The organism is Agriterribacter humi (genome assembly GCF_009192765.1).
Lineage (GTDB): Bacteria > Bacteroidota > Bacteroidia > Chitinophagales > Chitinophagaceae > Agriterribacter > Agriterribacter humi.
The window spans coordinates 19,205-36,791 of sequence record NZ_VOHQ01000011.1 but is presented as its reverse complement, the minus strand read 5'-3'; the positions used below and the strand labels follow the sequence as shown (position 1 = coordinate 36,791).

Annotated in this window: 13 protein-coding genes; 12 read left to right on the top strand and 1 reads right to left on the bottom strand. The window is 42.0% G+C overall.

From position 1 onward, the window contains the following. The first annotated feature begins 10 nt into the window (after positions 1–10). The 12 genes from FRX45_RS17045 to FRX45_RS16990 all read left to right on the top strand — a co-directional run bounded on the left by FRX45_RS17045 (position 11) and on the right by FRX45_RS16990 (position 16,420). A complete protein-coding gene (locus FRX45_RS17045; protein WP_226805427.1) occupies positions 11–2,161 on the top strand; it encodes a penicillin-binding protein in 2,151 nt (716 codons plus the stop codon). A gap of 45 nt (positions 2,162–2,206) precedes the next feature. Next, positions 2,207–3,673 (top strand): UDP-N-acetylmuramoyl-L-alanyl-D-glutamate--2,6-diaminopimelate ligase, encoded by a 1,467-nt coding sequence (locus FRX45_RS17040; protein WP_152269663.1) that lies wholly within the window; start codon positions 2,207–2,209, stop codon positions 3,671–3,673. A gap of 83 nt (positions 3,674–3,756) precedes the next feature. Further along, on the top strand, positions 3,757–5,076 hold the full coding sequence (gene mraY / locus FRX45_RS17035) for a phospho-N-acetylmuramoyl-pentapeptide-transferase (RefSeq protein ID WP_152269662.1): 1,320 nt from the start codon (positions 3,757–3,759) through the stop codon (positions 5,074–5,076). A 114-nt stretch (positions 5,077–5,190) separates the two neighbouring features. Continuing rightward, a complete protein-coding gene (gene murD / locus FRX45_RS17030) occupies positions 5,191–6,531 on the top strand; it encodes a UDP-N-acetylmuramoyl-L-alanine--D-glutamate ligase (RefSeq protein WP_152269661.1) in 1,341 nt (446 codons plus the stop codon). A gap of 33 nt (positions 6,532–6,564) precedes the next feature. Continuing rightward, positions 6,565–7,776, top strand: a complete 1,212-nt coding sequence (locus FRX45_RS17025; protein ID WP_152269660.1) for an FtsW/RodA/SpoVE family cell cycle protein — start codon at positions 6,565–6,567, stop codon at positions 7,774–7,776. 11 nt (positions 7,777–7,787) lie between these two features. Continuing rightward, the gene (gene murG, locus FRX45_RS17020) at positions 7,788–8,876 is read left to right on the top strand and encodes an undecaprenyldiphospho-muramoylpentapeptide beta-N-acetylglucosaminyltransferase (RefSeq protein WP_152269659.1); all 1,089 of its coding nucleotides are present in this window, start codon (positions 7,788–7,790) and stop codon (positions 8,874–8,876) included. A 12-nt stretch (positions 8,877–8,888) separates the two neighbouring features. Further along, a complete protein-coding gene (gene murC / locus FRX45_RS17015) occupies positions 8,889–10,277 on the top strand; it encodes a UDP-N-acetylmuramate--L-alanine ligase (RefSeq protein ID WP_152269658.1) in 1,389 nt (462 codons plus the stop codon). Between the two features lie 44 nt (positions 10,278–10,321). Continuing rightward, positions 10,322–11,158: a cell division protein FtsQ/DivIB gene (locus tag FRX45_RS17010; RefSeq protein WP_152269657.1), complete on the top strand. Its 837-nt coding sequence runs from the start codon at positions 10,322–10,324 to the stop codon at positions 11,156–11,158. 13 nt (positions 11,159–11,171) lie between these two features. Continuing rightward, positions 11,172–12,545, top strand: coding sequence for a cell division protein FtsA (gene ftsA / locus FRX45_RS17005; protein ID WP_152269656.1), 1,374 nt, complete (start codon positions 11,172–11,174; stop codon positions 12,543–12,545). A 150-nt stretch (positions 12,546–12,695) separates the two neighbouring features. Then, positions 12,696–14,522 (top strand): cell division protein FtsZ, encoded by a 1,827-nt coding sequence (gene ftsZ, locus FRX45_RS17000; RefSeq protein WP_152269655.1) that lies wholly within the window; start codon positions 12,696–12,698, stop codon positions 14,520–14,522. Between the two features lie 169 nt (positions 14,523–14,691). Further along, entirely contained in the window at positions 14,692–15,624 is a 933-nt protein-coding gene (locus tag FRX45_RS16995; protein WP_152269654.1) for a TIGR01777 family oxidoreductase, read from the top strand. An 82-nt stretch (positions 15,625–15,706) separates the two neighbouring features. Continuing rightward, positions 15,707–16,420 carry a head GIN domain-containing protein gene (locus FRX45_RS16990; protein WP_152269653.1) on the top strand — a complete coding sequence of 238 codons (714 nt, stop codon included), beginning with the start codon at positions 15,707–15,709 and terminating at the stop codon, positions 16,418–16,420. Positions 16,421–16,431: 11 nt separating this feature from the next. Here FRX45_RS16990 and mqnE read toward each other — a convergent pair whose 3' ends face one another. Then, a complete protein-coding gene (gene mqnE / locus FRX45_RS16985) occupies positions 16,432–17,586 on the bottom strand; it encodes an aminofutalosine synthase MqnE (protein WP_152269652.1) in 1,155 nt (384 codons plus the stop codon). Between the last annotated feature and the right edge of the window lies 1 nt (position 17,587).

The window sequence follows — 17,587 nt, the reverse complement described above, 5'->3', positions numbered from 1 at the left end:
TTAAACATGAATGACGGCTGCCGATACCATTTTGGAAATAAAAAAAGACATATTATGGCGGGTTTACCTCTGCTTTCTGGGCATAGTGGTATTGAGCCTTTGCGTAATAGGCAAGGCTTTTTACATTCAGCAATTCCAGGGTAACTACTGGAAAGACCTGAGTGATAGCCTTCATCTTGAATACCGTGCCCTTGATGCAGACAGGGGAACCATTTACAGTGAAGATGGAAGCATGTTAAGTACTTCCATTCCATTCTTTGACATCCGTATTGATTTTATGGCAGACGGACTCCGCGAAAAGGATGGAAAAAGATTTAAGGAAAATATTGATTCCCTTTCCGCAGGATTGGCAGATATTTTTAAAGACAAGAACACCGCGGCATACAAAAAATTATTGGAAACAGGATACCGCAAAAAAGAGCGCTACTTTCTGCTAAAGAAAAAAGTGAGTTTCGAACAATACCAGGCTTTACGTGAGCTGCCTTTAGTAAGACTGGGCAGGAACAAAAGCGGGTTCATTGCAGAAGATATGGAAAAACGCCTTACCCCTTTTGGGCTGCTGGCCAACCGCACCATTGGCCTGTCCAGAGCCTATGTAAATAATGATAAGCAGGTGGTAACCCAAAATGTAGGGCTCGAAAAAACCTACGACAGTTTGTTAAAAGGTGTATCGGGTAAACGTTTGGTTCGCCGCATATCCGGCGGCGCTTTTGTGCCGGTTGAAGGATCTGAAATTGAACCTGAGAATGGTAAAGATATTGTAACCACCCTTGACGTGAACATACAGGATATTACGCAAACCGCTTTAATGCGGATGATGATTTCTAATGAAGCATTAGAAGGTTGCGCGGTGGTAATGGAAGTAGCTACAGGAAAAATAAAAGCGATTGCCAACCTGGGGCGCATGTCCGATGGCTCCTACTTTGAAATAGACAACTATGCATTAAAAACATCCGAACCGGGATCTGTTATAAAGCTCGTTACGCTCCTGGCTGTTCTGGAAGATAAATACGCTACTACTTCAGATATGATTGATATCAATGATGGCACCTGGATACTGAACGGGAGGAAGATCAGGGATGCGGAAAAGTCGCCAAAAAGTTTGCTTACTATAAAGGAAGCATTTGAGCACAGCAGTAATGTCGCTATGGCCAAACTCGCTTATAATTACTATTCCAAAAATCCTGCACAGTTTATAAAACATTATGAAGCACTGCAGCTTACTTCACGCACAGGTATAGACTTGAAAGAAGAATTCAGGCCACTGGTAAAAAATCCATCCCGTAAAGACTGGCATTTGCAAACACTTCCCTCTATGGGTTTTGGGTATGAAGTAATGCTAAGCCCCCTGCAATTGCTGATGGTATACAATGCCGTTGCCAACAATGGCAAACTGATGAAACCTTATTTGGTAAGCCAGGTAGAAAAAGACGGCAATGTGCTACACCAGTTTGAACCACAGGCACTGAATGAAAATATATGCTCAGAAGAAACACTGCGGCAGCTAAAAGATTGTCTGAATGCTGTTTGTACAGAAGGTACGGCTAAATTGGTTTTTAAGGATGCGGTATACTATGCTGCAGGAAAAACAGGTACAACCAAAGTGAACGATGGAAAATTCAAATATGGAGATGCTGTATACCAGTCTTCATTTGCAGGTTATTTCCCGGTCAAAAACCCAAAATATTCCTGTATAGTAGTCATTAAAAACAAGCCTCACGCAGCCAAATATTTTGGCGGGGCAGTAGCGGCTCCTGTATTCAGGGAAATTGCCGACAAGTTATATGCCGAAAGTACAGATGAACAACAGTTGTTCATTACAAAAGCAGCCACCGACAGTAATAATTACAGGTGGAGCGGTTATGGCAGCGAAATTAAAAATGTGCTGGAAGCAATGAATGTTCAGTATAAAGATTCAATAACAACCGGTAAATGGGGCGTGGTAACCAATAATGAGTACACGCCGGTAATAAAACATTTAAGCATCAGTAAACAAACCATACCCGATGTAACGGGAATGGGATTAAAAGATGCCCTGCATTTACTGGAAAACATGAGTATGAAAGTAGCGGTTAAGGGTAAGGGCAAAGTGGTTAGTCAGTCTTTGGAAGCCGGATTGGGCTTCAACAGGGGGCAAACCATAGCACTTGAACTGAATTAGCACAGCGGTAAAAGACATAAGAAAAAGGGGGTTGGTATAAAAGATATGGCAGCATTACAGGACATATTGTACAGGGTAAATATTCGTTCGGTGCAGGGTAATATGGGCGCCGTGGTGAAGGATTTACAGATTGACTCAGGAAAAGTGTCGAAAAAAAGCTGCTTTATTGCTATAAAAGGAAATGCGCAGGACGGGCATGCATATATTGATGCAGCTATTCAAAAAGGAGCAACAGCTATTATTGCCGAACAATTGCCGGCAACAAAAAAAGAAACGGTTACCTATGTGCAGGTAGAAAACAGCGCTGTAGCTGCGGGGTATATGGCCAATAATTTCTTTGGCGCTCCTTCGTCCAAAATGAAAGTAACAGGTGTAACCGGAACCAATGGAAAAACGACCATCGCTACATTGCTTTTCAAATTATTCAGCGAACTGGGATATCGCTGCGGATTACTTTCGACAGTACAAAACCAGATAGGCGAAAATATTGTTCCTGCCACGCATACCACACCCGATGCAATTAGCATTAACGCTTTAATGAAGCAAATGCTTGAAGAAGGGTGCACACATGTATTTATGGAATGCAGCAGCCATGCCATACACCAGCACAGGATAACGGGCCTGCATTTTTCAGGCGCCCTGTTCAGCAATATCACACACGACCACCTGGATTATCACAAAAACTTTGATGAATATATCCGTGTAAAAAAATCATTTTTCGACAACCTGCATCCTGATGCGTTTGCCATCAGCAATGCAGATGATAAAAGAGGCGCGGTAATGTTACAAAATACTGCTGCCAAAAAATATTTCTACAGCCTGCGTACAATGGCAGACTTCAAAGGAAAGATAATAGATAACAGCATTACCGGTTTACAGCTTAATATAAATGACCAGGAAGTCCATTTCAGGCTTATTGGTGAATTTAATGCCTATAACCTGCTGGCTGTATACGGTGCGGCCCTGTGCCTGGGAGAAGAAAAATACAAAGTATTGCAGATTCTGAGCAACCTAACGGGCGCCGAGGGAAGATTTGAATATATTATTTCTCCAAAAGAAAAAATCATTGGCATAGTAGACTATGCGCATACTCCTGATGCATTATTAAATGTATTGACGACTGTAAAAAAATTAAGGCAGGGACACGAAAAAATAATAACGGTAGTGGGTTGTGGTGGCGATAGGGATAAAACGAAGCGGCCGGTAATGGCTGAAGTTGCCTGCAACCACAGCGATAAAGTGGTGTTTACATCGGACAATCCAAGAAGCGAAGAAGCGGATGCTATTATACAGGATATGGAAAATGGTTTGCAACCATCGGCAAAAAGAAAGTATATATCCATTACCGACAGAAAAGAAGCCATTAAAACAGCAGTTGCCCTGGCAGATGAAGAAGATATAGTATTGATAGCCGGGAAAGGGCACGAAAAATACCAGGAGATCAAAGGAGTAAAATATCCTTTTGACGACAAGCAGGTGTTGAAGGAGATGTTTGCATTGCTGGAAAAATAAGCTGCTGTAAAGCGTTAAAACAAGATTGCTTTTTTGCTTCGCGGACAAAATAAAAATAAGGGTTAATTAAAAATAAAGCGCACATGCTGTACTATTTTTTTGACTGGTTAAGAGATGAGGGCATTAAATTCCCGGGAAGCGGGTTGATGCAGTTCATTACTTTCAGGGTATTGCTGGCGGTATTGCTGTCGCTTTTAATATCTACCCTGTATGGCAAACGCATTATTAACCTGCTGCAAAAAAAACAGGTAGGCGAAAGTGTACGTGAACTGGGTTTGCAGGGAGAGCAACAAAAAAAAGGAACGCCTACCATGGGCGGTATCATTATTTTACTGGCTATACTTATTCCCACCCTGCTGTTTGCCGATTTAAGCAAACTATACATACACCTGATGCTTTTATGCACGGTTTGGCTGGGCTTTATCGGGTTCATGGATGATTACCTGAAGTTGAAAGCCAGGAAAACCGCTATTGCAAAAGGAGAAAAATATAAAAAGAAAGACAGCGACGGGCTGGCAGGCATGACAAAAATCATCGGGCAGGTGGGTCTGGGGATTATTATAGGAGCAACATTATATTTTAATGACAGAGTAGTAGTGTGGAGAGAGTACTATGATCCCCAGGCTACTACCATCAAAGCAGATTTTTTGAAGAGGGGTGAAAAGAAAGTAGGCGATACTATAGTAACCATGGAAGGAAAAGAACACCGGTATGCTATTGTAAAAACACCCATCACCACTATTCCCTTTGTAAAAAGCCACGAGTTCAATTACAGCAGGCTCATTAGCTGGATAGGTGAAGGGGCGGATAAGTACACCTGGATTATATATATTATAGCGGTGACTTTTATTATAACGGCAGTATCCAACGGGGCCAATATTACCGATGGATTAGACGGGCTTGCGGCGGGAGTAAGCGCATTGATCGGCGCCTGCCTGGGCATATTTGTATATGTAAGCGGCAGTACGCGGTTTGCAGAATACCTGAACATCATGTATATCCCCAACCTCGGGGAATTGTCTGTTTTTGTTGGTGCATTCGTGGGGGGATGCATAGGCTTTTTGTGGTATAACGCTTACCCGGCACAGGTATTTATGGGCGATACCGGCAGCCTTGCACTTGGAGGTATCATTGCATCGCTGGCCATTATTGTACGCAAAGAATTACTGATACCTATTTTTTGCGGTGTGTTCCTGGTAGAAAACCTGAGTGTAATGCTGCAGGTGAGTTATTTCAAATATACGAAGCGAAAATACGGCGAAGGGAGGCGGATATTTTTAATAAGCCCGCTCCATCATCATTACCAGAAACTGGGTTATCACGAAAGTAAGATTGCCGTACGTTTCTGGATTGTAACAGTGTTGTGTGTATTGTTTGCTATAGCCACATTTAAAATGCGGTAAACCAAAAGAAAATGATTAGTAACAACAGTATAAGTGAAGTATAAAAAGACAGCATGAAAAATATTACAGTGAATATCAATCCGTTTAAAAAACCCTTTTTTTAATAAGAGGTGAATGGCAAAAAGAGTGGTCATATTAGGCAGCGGCGAAAGCGGTGTTGGAGCAGCTATCCTTTGCCGCAAGCAGGGAGCTGATGTTTTTGTTTCGGATGCCGGCACCATACAGGAGCACTATAAAAACGAATTGCAGCAGCATAATATTGTATTTGAAGAAAGGAAACATTCAGAAGAAAAAATATTAAATGCGGATGAAGTAGTAAAAAGCCCGGGTATACCGGAAAAAAATGAACTGGTACAAAAAATAAAAGCAAAGGGTATTAAAGTGATCAGCGAGATAGAACTGGCATACCGCTATAAAGGTGAGAGCCAAATAATAGCCATTACGGGTAGCAATGGAAAAAGCACTACTACGGCTTTAACAGGGCATATATGCAAAACAGGCGGAATGGATTGTGCCATAGTGGGCAATATTGGTTATTCATTTGCAAGGCAGGTAGCGCTGGATCCAAAACCGCTGTACGTGGTGGAGATCAGCAGCTTTCAGTTAGATGACATAGAAACCTTTAATGCGGATATAGCGGTGTTGCTGAATATAACGGAAGATCACTTAGACCGCTATGAATACAGGTTTGAAAATTATATCCGTTCAAAATTCAATATTATAAAAAACCAAACGCACAAAGATTATTTCATCTATTGTGCAGACGACCCTGTGATAACAAAGCACCTGGAAACAAATCCATTACTTTCTAACCCACTGCCATTTACTATGCAATACGAACTACCAAAAGGAGCTTATGTGAGCGAAAATAATATGATAATGCATTTAGATAAAGAAGAATTTGTTATGAGTGTGCTGGACTTTGCCATAAAGGGAAAGCACAACCAGTACAACACCATGGCGGCAGGATTGGCAGGAATGACCATCGGTATAAGAAAAGAAAAAATCCGTGAAGCTGTTGAAAATTTTGAAAGCCTTGAACACCGCATGGAAAAAGTACTTACCGTGCGGGGCGTTGAGTTTATTAACGACAGCAAAGCCACCAATGTCAACAGCACGTGGTACGCGCTGGAAAGTATGAATCAGCCGGTAATACTGATACTGGGTGGAATTGATAAAGGCAACGATTACAGTTCCATGCTGGAACTGGTAAAAGAAAAAGTAAAAGCAATTGTGTGCATGGGTGTTGATAACCGGAAAATTCATGAAGCGTTTGGTAAAGATGTGGAAGTGATGGTAAATACGGCCAGCGCAAAAGAAGCGGTTCATGCCGCTTTTCATTTGGCCAATAAAGGCGATGTGGTGTTGCTTAGTCCGGCCTGCTCGAGTTTTGACCTGTTTAAAAACTATGAAGACAGGGGAAGGCAGTTTAAAGAAGCGGTAAGGGAATTATAAGTAGTAAGTAGTAAAAGCAATTTCAAATTAATTATGCAGGCATTATTTAATAAAACGAGGGGCGACAAAGTGATCTGGGTAGCGGTAATACTGCTTGCCCTGGTCAGCCTGCTGGTCATATACAGCAGTACAGGCACCCTTGCTTACCGTTTGTCTAAAAGTGCCGAATCCTACCTGTTCAAGCAGTTCGCGTTTACAGCTATCGGCTTTATGATCATTTACTTTGCGCACCGCATCAACTATACATTATACTCACGGGCCGCATTAATCCTGTTTGTTATTTCCATACCATTATTAATCTATACACTTTTTTTTGGAGCCGAAATTAATGAAGGCAGCCGCTGGATCAAACTGCCCATCATTAATCTTACCTTTCAAACTTCGGACCTTGCCAGGCTGGCGTTATTCATGTACCTGTCGCGGCAGCTCAGCCGTTCGCAAAACGATATTAAAGACTTTAAGCAGGGGTTTCTTCCGCTTATCATACCTGTTGCTATTATCTGTGCATTAATTGCGCCGGCTAATTTATCAACCGCATTACTGATCGGAGCTACCAGCCTGATGTTAATGTTCATTGGCAGGGTAAACCTTAAGCACATAGCAGCAACTATAGGCATTGCATTAATACCATTGATTTTTTTAGTAAGTATTGCTTTTGCTTATTACGACAAAGCAGATCATCAATCAAAAGATTTGCCGGCCGTGTTGAGTGTTGGCCGTATACCAACATGGATAAAACGCATTCAGGATTTTGCTTATGCCGATAAAATAGAAACCGCCTACCAGGTGCAGCAGGCAAAAATCGCCATTGCCAAAGGCGGATGGTTTGGACTTGGACCCGGCAATAGTGAGCAGCGCAATTTTTTACCGCATCCTTATAGTGATTTTATATATGCCATTATTATTGAGGAATACGGATTGGTGGGTGGCGTGCTGATATTGTTTATGTACCTGCTGTTCTTATTCAGGAGCATACGCATTTTTAAAAAATGCCCTTTTGCTTTTGGCGCTTTTCTGGCCCTGGCCCTGAGTTTTACGCTGGTTATACAGGCACTGGTTAATATGGCGGTAAACGTAAACCTGTTTCCTGTTACGGGCGTACCCTTACCGTTGGTGAGTATGGGCGGTAGCAGCTTTTTATTTACCTGTATGTCTATAGGAATTATATTAAGCGTGGCAAGAAACGCGGAAAAATTAGAAGGGAAAGCAGCGGCTGAAGACACGCAAAAAAACGGTGAATTATAAAATAAAAAGCGTTGGCAAAAAAAATAATTATAGCAGGAGGAGGAACAGGAGGGCATATTTTTCCGGCGATAGCCATTGCCAATGCATTAAAAAAAAGGGATAGTACTATAGAGATACTGTTTGCAGGAGCGAAAGGAAAAATGGAAATGGAAAAGGTACCGCAGGCCGGCTATACCATTAGGGGTTTGGATATCGCAGGATTCAACCGCAGTTCTTTGATCAAAAATATTGGATTGCCATTTAAGCTCATTAAAAGCTTTTTGCAGGTACGAAAGATCGTGAATGAATTTAAGCCCGATGGGGTAATTGGGGTTGGCGGCTATTCCAGCTTTCCCGTGCTCCGTTATGCACAGCAAAATGGCATAGCCACTTTCATCCATGAAGCCAATTCATTTGCCGGAAAAACAAATATACTGCTGGGCAAAAGAGCGACTAAGATTTTCACAGGCAGCGATGGTATGGAAAAATTTTTCCCGTCCGGGAAAATATTGGTTACCGGTAACCCTGTAAGGGAAGCGATCGTGAAGAGCAGCATCAGCCGGGAGGAAGCGCTTCTTTTTTTTGGATTGGACCCCGGAAAGAAAACGATTTTGGTAACCGGCGGAAGTCTTGGTGCGAAATCTATTAATGAAGCTATTGCAGCACATATACCGGATTTTGAAAAAAATGAACTGCAGTTAATATGGCAAACCGGGAAACCATTTGCGGAACAGGCGAAACAGTTGGCACGCGGAAAGGAAAATATATGGACGAATGATTTTATAACCAGGATGGAAAATGCTTTTGCTGCTGCTGATGTAGTAATATCCAGGTCGGGAGCCATGTCGGTTGCGGAATTGTGCGTAGCAAAACAGGCGGTAATATTTGTACCCTTTCCGTTTGCAGCCGAAGACCATCAAACGGTAAATGCTGATCGTTTAGCAAAAAAGCAGGCCGCGCTGGTTGTTAAAGACAGTGAAGCAAAAACCGTTTTAGCAGGAAAGGCGATAGCGCTGGCCTTAAATGATACAGAACGGCAGCAATTAAAAAACAATATCGCCCGGTTGGCTGTAACCAATGCAGATGAAATGATTGCAAAAGAAGTGCTGGAAGCGATTTGAACCGATAGAAAAATGAAAGAAATTAATAACATAAAGGAAGTTTATTTTATAGGTATCGGGGGGATAGGCATGAGTGCGCTGGCAAGATATTTTAAAGCAAAGGGGAAAAAAGTAAGTGGTTACGATAAAACGGAAACAGCGTTAACAAAGCAACTGGTAAAAGAAGGAATAACAGTGCACTATGAAGATGATGAAAAACATATAGCTAAAGAAGCTGACATAGTAGTATATACGCCGGCTATTCCGAAAGGGCATAAAGGATTGCTGTATTATAAGCAAAACGGCTATACCCTTTTAAAGCGAAGCGATGTGCTGCGTGAGATCACCAAAAGTTCTTTTAACATATGCGTAGCAGGAACACATGGCAAAACGACCATTACTACTATGACGGCGCATCTGCTCCGCCATTCGGGTTATGGATGTAATGCCTTTTTGGGCGGCATAGCAGCCAACTATAACAGTAATTTCTGGAGCAGTGAAAGAAATGTATGCGTGGTGGAAGCAGATGAATACGACAGAAGCTTTTTAAAACTCCATCCCGATATAGCTGTTATCAGCGCAATGGATGCCGACCACTTAGATATATATGGTACAGAAGACGAAATGCAGCAGGCCTTTGTTGATTTTGCAGGTAAAGTAAAAAAAGGAGGTGTGCTATTTAGCAAATGGGGACTAACAAGAGAAAATGACCTTAAAGCAGATTATCATTTTACGTACAGCCTGCAGAGCAATAACGCTGACGTATACGCAGCTAATATTAGGAATAAGGAAGGAGGCTATGTATTTGACATGCATATAAAAAACGAATGGCTAAAGGATATAGAACTGAATATGGGTGGTTTGCACAATATTGAAAATGCTGTTGCTGCCATTGCTATTGCAAAGCAATTGCATATTGAAGATGAAAAAATTAAAGCGGCCGTAGCAGCTTTCAAAGGAGTAAAGCGGAGGTTTGAATACATCATCCCTCCTTCAGAAAAAAATGCAACGGTATATGTTGATGATTATGCGCATCACCCTGCAGAACTGGAAGCCCTAATAAAAGGCGCGAAACTGTTGTTCGCGAATAAAAAATGCACAGTGGTTTTTCAGCCCCATTTATTCAGCCGTACCAGGGACTTCGCTGAAGCATTTGCGGCAAGTCTCGACATGGCAGATGAAGTGGTATTGTTACCGGTTTATCCTGCAAGAGAATTACCGGTAGAAGGAGTAACCAGCGGGCTGATATTTGACAAAATGAAAAACAACTATAAACATCTGCTGAATAAGGAAGCAGTGCTGAACTGGATAAAAGATAAGTATGATCAAAACAACCCCAACCTTTTAATTACTGCAGGAGCGGGAGACATTGATCAACTGGTTGAGCCTGTAAAAGAAATACTGGAGAAGATGAGGCAGTGAGTGGTGAATAGTGAATGGGGAGAGATAAAAACGTCTTTAACAATATGCGGCTAAGCAAAAGAAAAATATGGAGGTTTATTGCTGCCACCTTATGGGTAGGGGCAGGAGTAGCACTGGTGGTGCTGCTGATTGCCGCTATACGCAAGAGGGACGATAAAGTATGCAGCGGGCTGGAAATAGAGATCACCGATATAAAGAATAACCTTTTTGCGGATAAGAATGATATAAAGGGAATGCTCACCAATATGATGCCTGCTATTAAAGGCAAAGTATTGACTGAATTCAACCTGCAGCAGATGGAGCAAACCCTGGAAGGTAATGTTTGGATAAAAGATGCTGAATTGTTCTTTGATAACAATGAAGTATTGCAGGTGAAAATAAAAGAACGGGAGCCGTTAGCAAGGATCTTTACAACAGGCGGCAAAAGCTATTATATAGATAAGGAGTTTGTGCGCCTGCCGCTGAGCAGTAAGTTTTCGGCAATTGTACCCGTTTTCACCAACTGCCCGTTAGACAAAACAAAATGGAACAGGGCAGACAGCGTATTACTGCTACAGGTGAGAGCGATAAGTGAATTTATAAGATCAGATCCTTTTTGGATAGCACAAATAGAGCAGGTGGATTATACACAGCAAAAAAAATTTGAATTATCACCGCAAATCGGGGAGCATAGTATTGTACTGGGAGATGGGTATAACCTGGAATCGAAATTCAGAAAGCTGTATATATTTTATAAAGAAGTGCTGGCAAAAGCAGGATGGAATACCTACTCTGCCATTAATGTGCAGTACAGGGGACAGGTGGTAGCTACACGGAGAGATACCACACGAAATATTATCATTCGAAACCAATCAAACAATACCAACAGTTACACAAAGTAATAAACCAACCACCATGAACACTGAACAACCCATTATTGTAGGACTGGATATCGGAACTACCAAGATCGCCGCCATAGCAGGGCGAAAAAATGAATACGGCAAATTAGAAATATTAGGCTTTGGACGTGCCAACAGCAATGGCGTACAACATGGCATGGTATTGAATATTGATCAAACCATTAAAGCCATTCAATCTGCACTGGAAAATTGTTATGCCTCCAATCCGCATCTCGAGATCAGCGAAGTGTACGTAGGCATCGCAGGTCATCATATTAAAAGTTTGCAAACAAGGGGCGATATTGTAAGGCATGATACTGATGAAGAAATTGCACAAAGCGAAATTGACCAGTTGATTTACAACCAGTACAAAACTTATATTCCTGCAGGCGACCAGATTATTGATGTGATACCGCAGGAATTTACCGTAGATAATTTTCAGAATATCACCAACCCTATAGGTTACAGCGGTGTAAAAGTGGGCGCCAATTTTCATATTATTACGGGCGACAGAAATGCTATCCGCAATATCAACAGGAGTGTGGAAAAATCTGCACTCTCCGTAAAAGACCTGGTGTTGCAACCCCTGGCATCGGCTGCCGCTGTAATGTGCGAACAGGACCTTGAAGCGGGCGTAGTGATCGTGGATATTGGTGGTGGCACTACGGACCTGGCTGTGTTTTATGAAGGCATTTTAAAACACACAGCCGTTATTCCTTTTGGTGGTGAAAATATTACCAATGATATTAAAACCGGTCTGGGTGTTTTAAAAACACAGGCAGAACAAATGAAAGTGCAGTTTGGAAGCGCTTTGGCAGAGGAAGCCAAAAGCAATGCCTATATCACTATTCCGGGACTTCGAGGCATGACGCCGAAGGAGATCAGCGTAAAAAATCTTGCAGGCATTATACAGGCCAGAATGAGCGAAATATTAGACTTTGTTACCTACCATCTTAAACAGGTGGGGCTGGAAAACAAAATGCTCAATGGTGGCATTATTCTTACCGGCGGCGGCTCACAGCTTAAACATCTTATTCAGCTTGCCGAATATGTAACCGGGCTTGATGCACGAATAGGTTTCCCCAACGAACACCTGGCATCCGGACATATTGAAGAATTAACCCGGCCCATGTATGCCACCTGTATAGGATTAATATTAAAGGGATATAATGTATACGAGAATTCCATAGATAAAGAAAAATATAAAACGCTCATCCCAAAGGAAGAAAAAGCTGAAGAGCACAATACCCGGAAAACAAAAGCAAAAGAAAAAGGCATTGGTGCTGAAAAAACAAAAAAACGTACTAAAAGTCTTAAAGAATTTATGGATTCCATTAAAGGCGGGTTAATAGAATTGTTTAAAGAGGAAGGAGACGAACAACTGAAATAATAAGCGGGTGAAAAAGCGAACCCGCAGGCAGCAGGCTTTCACAAGCAGTAAACCATTTTCATTAAAACCATCATTTCAAAATACGAACCACCCATTACTTCACAATCTCTTATTTAGTAAAGCACTGATAAGATTAAATTAACCGTTATTATGATACACTTTGATTTGCCTAAAGAGAAATCCTCCATCATTAAAGTAATTGGCGTTGGGGGCGGCGGAAGCAACGCAGTGAACTACATGTTTAGCCAGGATATTGAAGGCGTAAATTTTATTATCTGCAATACAGATGCGCAGGCACTGGCATTAAGTAAAGTACCCAATAAAGTGCAACTGGGGCCCATGCTCACACAGGGGCTTGGAGCGGGTGCCAATCCTGATATCGGAAGGCAGGCAACTGAAGAAAGCTTGGAAGAAATAAGACGCATCCTGGAAGTAAACACCAAGATGGCATTTATTACTGCAGGTATGGGCGGCGGCACAGGTACAGGAGGCGCTCCTATACTGGCTAAAATATGCAAAGACCTGGGGATACTTACCGTAGGAATAGTTACTACACCTTTCGCCTATGAAGGCAAAAAAAGATTTGCGCAGGCCGAAGAAGGTATCAATAAATTAAAAGATTATGTTGATACCCTGCTGGTGATCAGCAACGATAAAATGCGTCACCAGTATGGTAACCTTACCATGCGTGCCGCTTTTTCAAAAGCGGATAATGTGCTGGCCACTGCGGCTAAATGTATTACAGATGTAATTAACTCAACCGGGCAGATCAATGTTGACTTTGCTGATGTATGTACGGTTATGCGTGACGGTGGTGTGGCCATACTGGGCAGCGCTACTGCGGATGGCGAAAACCGTGCGCAAAAAGCTATACAGGATGCTATTAATTCTCCGTTGCTCAATGATAATGATATCCGCGGCGCCAAATGGATATTGATCAATATCAATTCTGCCGAAGGCGGAACTGAATTTACAATGGATGAGGTAGATACGATTCAGAACTATTTGTTAAGCCAGGCAGGTGAGCACACCAATGTAATTATGGGATTGGGTTATGATAATTCACTGGGCGATAAAATAGGTATTACCCTCATTGCAACAGGCTTTGAGAACAAAGCTGCCATCAATGATCCCATTGAAAAAAAGGAACAGGACAAAGAGGAAAAGATCATTCTTACCCTTGACGGAAATGAGCCAAAGCAAAAAGAAGCGCCTGTGGTGGTGGAAGCCATAATAGATCCCATGGCGCCGCAAATAATAGAAGTAGCTGAAACAAAGGATTTTATGGATTTAGCTGCCGTTTCTCCATCCATCGAAAAAACAAAAAACGATGATAAAGAAATATTGAGTTTATCAATAACTTCATTACCTTCATCGCCTTCCATAGCCATTGAAACCAACACTGAGCGTTTACCTGCAAGCACTGAACCCGTAATTTCGCAAGCTGATCATTATACCATATTAAATAAAGAAGCTAGCACCACCCCGACGTCAGGTGGTTATTTATCAAAACCATCCAATATCTATGCTGAGGAATCTGATCAATTACAATCCAAAACTAACCCTGTTGAAGAACCATCGCCTTTGCAAACGAATACACCGGCCGACGGGCAGATGAATGAAATGCAAATGGTGATTAAAGATCCTAATGCGGCGAACAAGCCCGTGGCACGATCAGCTCAAAGCGAAAGCTATTCTGCCGAGGAACCTGCGATGCAGGACGAGGTTGAAGATCAAAAGCGCCGTGCAGCAGAACGTTTAAACAAGTTGCGCAACTTGTCGTACAATGTAAATGCTGCCGACCAAAACAATGAGTTTGAAACTGTGCCGGCTTATGTTCGCCGCAATTTTCATTTAAAGGATGCACTGGCATCGGTTGAGAAATTTTACAGCAATTATACGGTTAAAACGGACGAAAATGATAAAACGCAGATAAGCACCATCAATACTTTTTTAGATGGAAAAAAACCGGACTGATATGGGGAGTAGTCAATAGTGAGTGGTGAGTGAAATACAAAATTGAAATGTAGCTTTAGCCCCACAAAAAAATGCATTTTCGCGGCATATATTTATGAGAGACGTCAGGACTTATACCTGCCGTCTCTTTTTTTGATAGTGCCAACATTTCTTAATTTTACTGATCATAATGGCAACAGTACTCATAACAGGTGGAACAGGTTTAATAGGCAGCAGACTTACCGGGTTGCTTATTGAAAAAGGATACCAGGTTATTATTCTAACCAGGAACAAAAAGAAACAGAACAAAGACAATGCTTCAAATCCTTCCTATGCCATATGGAACCCCGCTAAAGGAATTATAGATGCGGAAGCGATACAGGAAGCTGATTATATTATTAACCTTGCAGGAGCAGGCATTGCAGATAAACGATGGACGGCTAAAAGAAAAATGGTAATTGCCGAAAGCAGGATAAAAAGCGGGCAACTCATTGTGAGGATCTTAAAGGAAAATGCCAACAAAGTAAAAGCTGTTGTTAATGCCTCTGCTATGGGCTGGTATGGCGATGACAACCGGTTACAAAAACAAGCCAAATCATTTACAGAAGATATGCCTGCCGCACCCGGTTTTATGGGCCAAACCTGTAAAGCATGGGAAGAAAGCATTGAACCTGTAACAGCAATAGGAAAAAGGCTTGTAAAAATAAGAACAGGACTGGTACTCAGTATTAAAGGCGGAGCATTAAAAGAATTTGCCCGAACGGTACGTTTCGGGATAGCAGCCATATTGGGCAATGGTAAACAAATGCAAAGCTGGATACATATTGAGGATATATGCCGTATTTATATTCACGCCATAGAAAATGAGCAGCTCAATGGCGCTTACAATGCGGTTGCACCCAGGCCTGTTGACAATAAAACCTTAGTTATTGAACTGGCAAAAAAAATGAAAGGATCGTTTTATGTTGCAGCATTTGTTCCGCGTTTTATTCTAAAATGGATGCTCGGAGAAATGAGTACTGAATTGGTTAAAAGCCTTACCCTGAACGATGATAAAATTCGTGCAACGGGATTTCAATTCATCTTTCCTTCTGTTGAAGCCGCATTGAACGACCTGGTATGAAATTATTTGAAATCTCAAATTTCAAATTGCTTCCTGTTGTTAGAGATTTATATTAGGTTTGTCTGCAAAAAAGCTCCTTTACATGAAAAATATATGCTTTCCACTTATAGCCATTATTTTTTTTATTTCCTGCGACTATCGTGAAACGGTTCAGGGAAATGGTAACACCATCACGGAATCCAGAACAGTAAGTAGCTTTAAAGGCATTCGGCTCAGCGGGTCCATGAACGTGCATCTTATAAAAGGCACGGATCGTGCCGTAACCATTGAAGGAGAAGAGAATATTCTTCCGTACGTGGAAACCTATATAAACGATGGGAAATTAATCGTAAAGTACAGGGATGATATTAACATCAATACCCGTGAAGACGTAGTAGTAAACGTAACCGTGCCTGAACTGGATGAGATTGATGTTACCGGTTCGGGAGATATTACCGGGGAAAACAAATTTTCAAGCAATGATGAGATGATGGTTGAGGTAACCGGGTCGGGAAATATAAAACTTGAGCTGGATGCTCCTGCAGTGGAAGCGTCAATAACGGGTTCAGGCGATATTGATCTTAGTGGCAATACCAAAAATATTAAATGCAGCACCACCGGCAGCGGTGAAATTGATGCCACTGAACTAAAGGCGGAAAATGCAACCGTAAGAACATTGGGCAGCGGCAGCATCAGGGTATTCGCCAGTGTAAAATTAGACGCAACAATTAACGGCAGTGGCGATATTGCTTACAAAGGAGGAGGTTCTGTTTCGTCAAAAATAAATGGTAGCGGAACGGTAAAAGCGATTGATTAAAAGGCTGGAGGTTACAGGGCTTCCGGTTCCGTATCATAATCTTTAATTACCCCGTACAGGGTATTGCGCTCAATAGGCTTACGTTTTACCTGCTTTATAAGTGCAACCAGTTCATTCGTATTCATTGCCGGATTTTGTTCTTCACTGCCTGCCATGGCATAAATCTTCGTGGTGTCATCAATGGTGCCATCCATATCATTTACACCAAACGACAGGGTGAGCTGTGCATTTTGTCTGCCCAGCATCGGCCAGTACGCTTTCAGGTGCGGGAAGTTATCCATAAACAAACGCGCCACAGCGTACATCTTCATATCTTCAATGACGGATGACTCCGGCACATGACTCATTTCATTATCGCGGTTACGGAATTTTAAAGGAATGAATGTATTGAACCCGCCTGTTTTATCCTGCAGGTCGCGCAATCTTTTCATATGATCAATGCGGTGCCAGTATTTTTCAATATGACCATACAGCATAGTAGCATTGCTGTGCATGCCTAATGCATGGGCAACTTCATGGATGCGTAACCAGCCTTCTGCATCTACTTTATCATCGCATATTTGCTGCCTGATCTCCGGGTGGAAAATTTCCGCCCCACCGCCTGGCAAAGAATCCAAACCCGCCTCATGCAGGAGCTGCATTCCTTCTTCAACCGAAAGCTTTGCTTTACGGATCATATAATCCAGTTCAACAGGTGTAAAACCTTTGATATGCAGGTCAGGACGATGCGCTTTGATCTGCCGCATGAGGTCTGCAAAAAAATGCAGGTTCATTTTTGGGTGCACACCACCTACAATATGTACTTCCGTAACCGCTTTGTTATCATAACTGCGTACAATGTCCATCATCTGTTCAGCACTCAGTTCCCACCCTTCTTCGCGGTTCGCATATAAACGGCTGTAAGAACAAAATTTACAACTGAATACGCATACATTCGTAGGCTCGATATGAAAATTACGATTGAAATAGGTATTATCGCCATGCAGTCTTTCCCGCACCAGGTTAGCAAAAGCGCCAACAAAAGGTAAACCGGCCTTTTCAAAAAGCAAAAGACCATCTTCTTCTGACAACCTTTCGTTATTTAAAATTTTTTCGCCTGATATACGCAACTCCGGCAAAAGCCCCGGTTGAAGAAGGAATCTTTCCACCGACAAATGTCTGTCCATA

Bases quoted from the DNA above. Each gene is read 5' to 3' on its own strand.
- FRX45_RS17045 (WP_226805427.1), top strand. From the start codon at position 11: ATGACGGCTGCCGATACCATTTTGGAAATAAAAAAAGACATATTATGG.
- FRX45_RS17040 (WP_152269663.1), top strand. From the start codon at position 2,207: ATGGCAGCATTACAGGACATATTGTACAGGGTAAATATTCGTTCGGTG.
- mraY (WP_152269662.1), top strand. From the start codon at position 3,757: ATGCTGTACTATTTTTTTGACTGGTTAAGAGATGAGGGCATTAAATTC.
- murD (WP_152269661.1), top strand. From the start codon at position 5,191: ATGGCAAAAAGAGTGGTCATATTAGGCAGCGGCGAAAGCGGTGTTGGA.
- FRX45_RS17025 (WP_152269660.1), top strand. From the start codon at position 6,565: ATGCAGGCATTATTTAATAAAACGAGGGGCGACAAAGTGATCTGGGTA.
- murC (WP_152269658.1), top strand. From the start codon at position 8,889: ATGAAAGAAATTAATAACATAAAGGAAGTTTATTTTATAGGTATCGGG.
- FRX45_RS17010 (WP_152269657.1), top strand. From the start codon at position 10,322: ATGCGGCTAAGCAAAAGAAAAATATGGAGGTTTATTGCTGCCACCTTA.
- ftsA (WP_152269656.1), top strand. From the start codon at position 11,172: ATGAACACTGAACAACCCATTATTGTAGGACTGGATATCGGAACTACC.
- ftsZ (WP_152269655.1), top strand. From the start codon at position 12,696: ATGATACACTTTGATTTGCCTAAAGAGAAATCCTCCATCATTAAAGTA.
- FRX45_RS16995 (WP_152269654.1), top strand. From the start codon at position 14,692: ATGGCAACAGTACTCATAACAGGTGGAACAGGTTTAATAGGCAGCAGA.
- FRX45_RS16990 (WP_152269653.1), top strand. From the start codon at position 15,707: ATGAAAAATATATGCTTTCCACTTATAGCCATTATTTTTTTTATTTCC.
- mqnE (WP_152269652.1), bottom strand. From the start codon at position 17,586: ATGGACAGACATTTGTCGGTGGAAAGATTCCTTCTTCAACCGGGGCTT.